Origin of the sequence: Alistipes sp. An54, from assembly GCF_002159375.1 — a bacterium.
Lineage (GTDB): Bacteria > Bacteroidota > Bacteroidia > Bacteroidales > Rikenellaceae > Alistipes > Alistipes megaguti.
Genome location: NZ_NFIA01000034.1, coordinates 1 through 804 on the forward strand (window position 1 = coordinate 1; position 804 = coordinate 804).

At 45.4% G+C, this 804-nt stretch carries 1 pseudogene; it reads right to left on the reverse strand.

Annotated features, from left to right (window positions below):
* Nucleotides 1–312 precede the first annotated feature (312 nt).
* A pseudogene (locus B5G09_RS13765) lies at nucleotides 313–705 on the reverse strand (site-specific integrase); the annotation flags it as partial.
* Nucleotides 706–804 lie beyond the last annotated feature (99 nt).

Below are 804 nucleotides of genomic sequence, written 5' to 3' on the forward strand. Positions count from 1 at the left end.
GCCTGATATAATCCTCCCGGGAGTTTGGGGCACTATTAATTGAGTTCCGGTCGAAAAACGACCTTGGCATAAAGATGTGCTGATTCTGGGACGGGACCGTTGAAGATTGACTTAATGAATGAGTGCGAGTATTAGAATCAGCGTGTAATTTTGGCGAAAACAGGAATACATCTTATTTTTACATTCGAGATGCGTTCTTTTCGGCTATGCAGAATCAAGTGATTCAGAGAATATCGCTTGTCTCCAAATCGTTAGTTCTCAACCGGCTTACTTCTGTAAATATTTCTCATTCAGAGGATATTTCTAAAGCTAATGTCTTGTCGTATGAGTCGAAAGATTCTTGCGAATGCCGCAGATGTCGGCCAGCTCCTTCAAGTAGGAGTTCGTCTTCTGGTTGCTGCATACGGGAAGCAATACGCCGTGCGTCTGGCAGTAGGGGTGATCCCTGTAACGGTCGATAATTTTTTGCGCCTAGTCGAGCAGCGGGATGTTGCACATATTTTTGGTCTTCTGACGGGGTTTGCGGATCCACAGGTTCCCGTTGTTGTCGTGGACAATGTGCTCCGGGGCTAACTGCTGCACGTCGATGAAGTCCAGCCCCGTGAACGCGGCGAAGATGAAGACGTCGCGGACCAGCGTCTGCCGCTCCAGCGGAAACTCCTTGCGGTAGATGGTCTGCAACTCGGTAAGTATCCGTTTTAGTACACAATTCGAATAAGTCGATTGAAAAAATGCACTTAAGAAAAAATAATAGGTTGAAATATTTTGGGATAGAATAAAAAATGTCTAAATTTGGTAGAGGAA